General features: G+C 55.6%; 7 protein-coding genes and 1 pseudogene. 6 read left to right on the top strand and 2 right to left on the bottom strand.

The genetic code is table 11. The features are described from left to right. The 3 genes and pseudogenes from H6F46_RS16405 to H6F46_RS16395 form a co-directional block, all read left to right on the top strand. A pseudogene (locus tag H6F46_RS16405) lies at positions 1-251 on the top strand (photosystem II D2 protein (photosystem q(a) protein)); the annotation flags it as partial. Positions 252-258: 7 nt separating this feature from the next. Continuing rightward, positions 259-1,620, top strand: a complete 1,362-nt coding sequence (psbC, locus tag H6F46_RS16400; protein ID WP_099532620.1) for a photosystem II reaction center protein CP43 — start codon at positions 259-261, stop codon at positions 1,618-1,620. Positions 1,621-1,736: 116 nt separating this feature from the next. Next, complete coding sequence (locus H6F46_RS16395; RefSeq protein ID WP_190355791.1) at positions 1,737-2,417, top strand: YkgJ family cysteine cluster protein; 681 nt, start codon at positions 1,737-1,739, stop codon at positions 2,415-2,417. Positions 2,418-2,530: 113 nt separating this feature from the next. On the opposite strand, the gene H6F46_RS16390 is transcribed toward H6F46_RS16395, so the two are convergent. Together H6F46_RS16390 and H6F46_RS16385 are read right to left on the bottom strand one after the other, a co-directional pair. Further along, the gene (locus H6F46_RS16390) at positions 2,531-2,803 is read right to left on the bottom strand and encodes a hypothetical protein (RefSeq protein WP_099532618.1); all 273 of its coding nucleotides are present in this window, start codon (positions 2,801-2,803) and stop codon (positions 2,531-2,533) included. Between the two features lie 80 nt (positions 2,804-2,883). Continuing rightward, positions 2,884-3,450, bottom strand: a complete 567-nt coding sequence (locus H6F46_RS16385; RefSeq protein ID WP_190355793.1) for a phycobiliprotein lyase — start codon at positions 3,448-3,450, stop codon at positions 2,884-2,886. 230 nt (positions 3,451-3,680) lie between these two features. Between H6F46_RS16385 and rpmF the strand changes: the two genes are divergently transcribed. The 3 genes from rpmF (at position 3,681) to H6F46_RS16370 (ending at position 5,634) form a co-directional block, all read left to right on the top strand. After that, entirely contained in the window at positions 3,681-3,857 is a 177-nt protein-coding gene (gene rpmF / locus H6F46_RS16380) for a 50S ribosomal protein L32 (RefSeq protein WP_099532616.1), read from the top strand. 572 nt (positions 3,858-4,429) lie between these two features. Next, positions 4,430-5,038 carry a sulfite oxidase-like oxidoreductase gene (locus tag H6F46_RS16375; RefSeq protein ID WP_190355794.1) on the top strand — a complete coding sequence of 203 codons (609 nt, stop codon included), beginning with the start codon at positions 4,430-4,432 and terminating at the stop codon, positions 5,036-5,038. A 161-nt stretch (positions 5,039-5,199) separates the two neighbouring features. After that, positions 5,200-5,634, top strand: coding sequence for a DUF2237 family protein (locus tag H6F46_RS16370; RefSeq protein WP_234406703.1), 435 nt, complete (start codon positions 5,200-5,202; stop codon positions 5,632-5,634). The last annotated feature ends 366 nt before the right edge of the window (positions 5,635-6,000 follow it).

The following is a 6,000-nucleotide window of genomic DNA, read 5'->3' as shown; positions in this document are numbered from 1 at the left end:
TCATGCTGTTCGTGCCCGTGATGGGATTGTGGACCAGCTCGATCGGGATTGTGGGATTGGGCTTGAACCTGCGAGCTTACGACTTTGTGTCGCAAGAGCTGCGGGCGGCTGAAGACCCCGAATTCGAGACGTTCTACACGAAGAACATTCTGTTGAACGAAGGCATCCGCGCTTGGATGGCTCCGCAAGACCAACCCCACGAAAACTTCATCTTCCCCGAAGAGGTCCTGCCCCGTGGAAACGCCCTTTAATACTGCAATGGTCGTGGGCGGCCGTGACCAAGATTCCACCGGGTTTGCCTGGTGGTCGGGTAACGCCCGTCTGATTAACCTGTCCGGAAAGCTGCTGGGTGCTCACGTGGCCCACGCTGGCTTGATTGTGTTCTGGGCCGGTGCGATGACGTTGTTTGAACTGTCGCACTTCATCCCCGAAAAGCCCATGTATGAGCAGGGCTTCATCCTGCTGCCTCACCTGGCCACGTTGGGCTTGGGTGTGGGTCCCGGCGGCGAAGTGGTGGATACCTTCCCCTACTTCGTGACGGGCGTGCTGCACTTGATTTCGTCGGCGGTGCTCGGTTTGGGTGGGATTTACCACGCCATCCGCGGCCCCGAAACCCTCGAAGAGTACTCGTCCTTCTTCGGTTACGACTGGAAGGACAAGAACCAAATGACCAACATCATCGGCTATCACCTGATCCTGCTGGGTTGCGGTGCGTTGCTGCTGGTGTTCAAGGCCATGTTCTTTGGCGGCGTTTACGACACCTGGGCTCCCGGTGGCGGTGACGTGCGCGTAATCACGAACCCGACGCTGAACCCGGCTCGGATCTTTGGCTACCTGACCAAGGCTCCCTTTGGCGGCGAAGGCTGGATTGTCTCCGTGAACAACATGGAAGACATCATCGGCGGCCACATTTGGGTGGGTCTGACCTGCATTGCCGGTGGTATCTGGCACATCCTGACCAAGCCTTTTGCTTGGGCACGTCGTGCGTTCATCTGGTCTGGTGAAGCTTACCTGTCTTACAGCTTGGGCGCTCTGTCGTTGATGGGCTTCATTGCCTCGACGATGGTGTGGTACAACAACACCGCTTATCCGAGCGAGTTCTTTGGCCCCACCGGCCCTGAAGCATCGCAGGCTCAAGCGCTGACCTTCTTGATCCGTGACCAACGCTTGGGTGCGAACGTGGGTTCGGCTCAAGGCCCCACGGGTCTGGGTAAATATCTGATGCGTTCGCCCTCGGGTGAAATCATCTTTGGTGGTGAAACGATGCGTTTCTGGGACTTCCAAGGCCCTTGGCTGGAACCCCTGCGCGGCCCCAATGGTTTGGATCTGAACAAGATCAAGAATGACATTCAGCCCTGGCAAGCTCGCCGCGCGGCTGAGTACATGACGCACGCTCCTCTGGGTTCGTTGAACTCGGTGGGCGGTGTGGCGACCGAAATTAACTCGTTTAACTACGTGTCGCCCCGCGCTTGGTTGGCTACGTCGCACTTTGTGTTGGCGTTCTTCTTCCTGGTGGGTCACCTGTGGCACGCTGGTCGCGCTCGCGCGGCTGAAGCGGGCTTCGAGAAGGGGATCAACCGCGAGAGCGAACCCGCGCTGGCGATGCCCGACCTCGACTAATCGATCGAGCGATTGGCAATTTGATCGGGTTTGTCCTGCGGGATGACCCGATCGCCCTTAACAGAGACCCTCGCTAGTCGGGGGTCTCTGTGTGTTTGCAGGCGAGGCGAAAAAACATGGCAGAGCTTGACCCCAGGGCCGCCCGAGAACGCTGGCAACGGGCACAACAATTAGCCCAAGAGACGGAACAGACTGCGATCGAGCGATGGTCGGTGGCGGGCTTGCCTGGTTTGTTGTGCTTGCAGCGGGAATTGTGGGCTGCGGGCGATCGGGCGATTGCAGAGCGCCTGGAGCGGGCCGATTGTCTTGTGGCCTGCGATCGGGGTTGTGATTGGTGCTGCTATCTGAACGTGCCGATCGCGGGGCTAGAAGCCCAGGTGATTGCCGATTGGATTGCCGAGCTGCCGATGGTTCAGCGGCGGTTGATCCTGGAGCGGTTGGCGCAAACCTTAGGGCAGCTTGAGTTGATTAACCCGGGCGATCGGCTGGGTCATAAAATTCCCTGTGCTTTTTTGGAACCCGATGGCACTTGCGGAATCTATTCGGTGCGGCCGGCCACTTGCCGATCGCACTATTCCACCTGTGCTGCCGATTGCCAACAGGGTTGGGAAACGGGTCAATGGCCGGCGCGATCGGGGCCGATCAATGCCCAGACTTTTGACTTGGAAGCCCAAAATGCGGGGCTACAGGCGGCTTGCGTTGCCCTGGCGATTCCGTTGGCCACCGGGGAATTGCACCAAGCGCTTGGGATGCTGATGCTCGATCGGCCACAATCCAGGAACAACGGGTCAGGGTAACTGGCTAAATTTTCCCAATTTCGTCTGAGGCCAACAGGGGCCCTCTTCTCTCAAGGGTGGTTTCAGTGGCAATCTCAGCGGTGAATCTCAGCGATTAATTTCAACGGTTAATTTCAACGACGATCGGGCGATCGCACCTCTGAACCCGGCGCGTGAAACGGTTGAGCAACGGGCCCTTGGGACTGGGAACGGGAAAATGCTGCCCACTGATCTAACCACTTGAAGGGCCAGCCCGCCCGATGATGCCAATTGGAAGCGGTGGCCAGAACCAAGCCCCCCACCCACAGCAGAGGAGTGGGCAGCGTCACTGCTCGGAGCAACTGCCATAGTTCCGCCGCCAGAAAGAAACCGACCACCAAAACGAGCCACACTCGAAAATTCGCCATTGTTGTTTCGATCGCCCCTCACGGCCCCAGTCTCGTCCAGATTGCTTGCCAGCCGTTGAACCCGGCGCAACGGTTCTAGGCTAATTGATCTTCTGTTCAACACCAAACCCCGCCAGCGCAATTTGATCCAACGGCGCATCCTCTGTGGCGGGGCGATGGTAGTTCAAAATTCGCCGCAGGCGAAGGGCAGGATTCACCAGGGTAATTGAATCCACCGACACCACCCGTTGATAGTGGGTTGTCATGATCAATTCCCGAGTGGCGATGGTGAAGTGAAATTGGGCCACCATTGGTTTAGCTTCCTCGTAGGCGCGATCGCGCAGGTAGTCGCCCTCCAGGATTGATCCCGTTTCAGCGTTGGGGACGAACAGAAAATTCAAGCTCTGGGCCACCCGCTCGCCATGCTCGGAAACCGTTTGGAAGTCGAGGTGATAGCCCGGAATCTGGTCGAGATCGGCCCGATCGGGTCGTTCATTGTCCTGTAGGACTTGTTGCTTTTGCTCGAGTGAAATCGGGCGAATTTGAAATTCCGTGTGCGATCGCTCCACGGTTTGGCTGCGTAAGTAATGGTAGGTGCGTTCGGCGCTCCAGTCGCCAACACAATGCTCAAAAAAGGTTTGAAATGGTTTTAGGGTTTGAAAAGTCATCGGACGGTGGTTAGGGGCGGTGGATGGCGGCAGAGCGCTGAGCCGGCCGGATCGATCGCTGGCGAATCGATCACCCAGGGCGATCGCGTATCAACTTGGTTTGCACGGCGCTGCTTGAATTATCCAGGGTGGCTGCCTAGGGAGAAACCCCATTGACCGTCTAGCGATCACGACCCGACTAGTCTAGAATCGAAAGGTTGTCTGTTTGTCGCGACACGACACCTGATCGTATGGCAGTCCCTAAGAAGAAAACCTCCAACGGCAAGCGCGATCAACGCCGTGCCACTTGGAAGCGCAAAGCCAATTTGCGTGCTCAGCAAGCCCTGTCCCTGGGCAAGTCGATCCTGACCGGTCGATCGAATTTTGTCTTCCCCACCAAAGAAACCGAAGACGAAACCGAAGAATAAGTCATCTTGCGGCGGTTGATGTCGCTCTCTGCAAGTGCGCCACCACCGCCCTCGATCGTCTGTCTATATTTGCCTAGCCCCGTGACCCGAGTTTGGGGCAATCGGGTTTCTAAACTAACTATTCATATGATTACTTGATTGATTACAGCCTTTACCTAGAATTATTGGCACGCCATATTACAGATGCCATGAAGCAACGGTTTGGTGGGCAGTGCCCACCCTACGGGCGACTATGCTTAGTAATTGAGGTAAGAGCTGTATTTACTTAGTTATTAAAATTCTTCTATTAAAATGATTGGCTTATTGGTTCGTGATCCTGAATGGCTAGATTTTTACCTGTTCAGGGCTGCTCAGGATTAACCTAGTCAACATCGAGCCAGACTCAAATTGGAAGTCCCAAGAGAGCGCTTTAAAATCAACACAAGAACACTAAAACAAGACCACTCAGGCAAAAAATTAAAGCCAGAAAACTAGAGCTAGCAAGCTAAATTCCGCTCATTGAAGCCAGAAAATTAGAGCCAGCAAACTAAAGCAATTGTTTTCCTAATCAGTCTCTACCCGGTGCTGTGACTATGCTAGGCAAATTTTTCCAAAAACCAGAACCCAATCAGGGCGATCGCGTGCCACCGGGTCAATACCTAGCGACGGGGTTTCCGGTGCTGACCTATGGTGATACACCGGAAATTCGCTTAGAGGATTGGGAACTGGAGGTTTGGGGTTGTGTCCAGCCGGTTACGCTCCGTTGGGATGACCTGATGGCCATGCCCCAGTCGGACTTCACGGCAGATTTTCACTGCGTTACCCGCTGGTCAAAGCTGGATGTGCAGTGGCGCGGCGTGAAGGTAACGGACTTTATGCGGGCGATCGACCTAGATCCGAAAACTGTGCATGTGATGCAGCACTGCTATGGGGACTACACCACCAACTTGGCGATCGAGGACTTCCTGCGCGAGGAAAACTTCTTTGCGCACACGTTGTTTGGCGAGCCTTTACCCCCGGATCATGGTGGGCCGCTGCGGTTGGTGGTTCCCCATTTGTATGCTTGGAAAAGCGGCAAGTGGCTGAAGGGCTTGGAATTTTTAGATCACGAAGCCCTGGGATTTTGGGAACGCAATGGTTATCACAAGCGTGGTGAACCCTGGGCGGAGGAACGGTACGCCGGGCGTGGCTTGTTTCTTTAACCCGAATGTGGAGTATGGGCGCAAATCCTGCAATTAATCCTGGCATGAATACCGAAAATACCGGACGCAAATCCGAGCAGGAACCGAAACCAGGGCCAGAACCAAACCAGCAACCCTTCACCGCTGGCGATCGAACGGATCCATCTGATCCATCAAAAGATATTGACCCATCAAAGGGCGCTGACCAGGGGCCAAAAAACGTCTTGGGCGGGCCGCTGGCGCTTTGTGGCCAAAATCCGATCACGGGGTTCTATCGCACGGGCTGTTGCGAAACGGGGCCGCTCGATCGGGGATCCCATACGGTTTGTGCCCAGGTGACGGCGGCATTTTTGGAATTCACCCGATCGCGCGGCAATGATCTGAGCACTCCGCTACCTTGGGCTGATTTTCCGGGACTGAAACCGGGCGATCGGTGGTGTTTATGCGCCAGTCGGTGGCTAGAGGCCGTGGCGGCCGGAGCGGCTCCGCCCGTGGATTTGCAAGCAACCCATGAGGCGGCCCTGCGAATTGTGCCCCTAGAGGCCTTAAAACGCCATGCCTTGTCCCGATCGCCCGAGGCCAGCTCAGACGGGACTCAGCCAAATCAGGCCAGTTAAATATGAATAACTTAGACAAATTGGGCAGATTAGACCAGTTTGGTGTGATCCCCGTAATCTATAGCATTTCGGTTGATTGCGACTCATTGCAAAAGACCAAGGGTGAGTAATCACTCCCAAGGGCTGCAAGGCAAGGCTAGCCGTCGTTTTCAGGGTTGTGCAGTACGGTTTTCCCACAATTCTTCGCTAGATTGTCAGGGCAGGTCAGGGTACAGTAGAAGCAGGTCAGCAACCTGCTTGGCAAACACCCTAGCGATACACCAACGCAGCAAAACACTGCATGAGGCGATCGTCCTAGCTTGGCTCAAGTAGCAATGGAATTGGGAGTGGGCCTTGGGACTGAGAACCTTACCCGGTTCCAGACTC

The sequence above is a fragment of the Limnothrix sp. FACHB-1083 genome, assembly GCF_014696485.1.
Taxonomy (GTDB): domain Bacteria; phylum Cyanobacteriota; class Cyanobacteriia; order CACIAM-69d; family CACIAM-69d; genus CACIAM-69d.
This window is presented reverse-complemented; position numbering and strand designations above follow the sequence as displayed.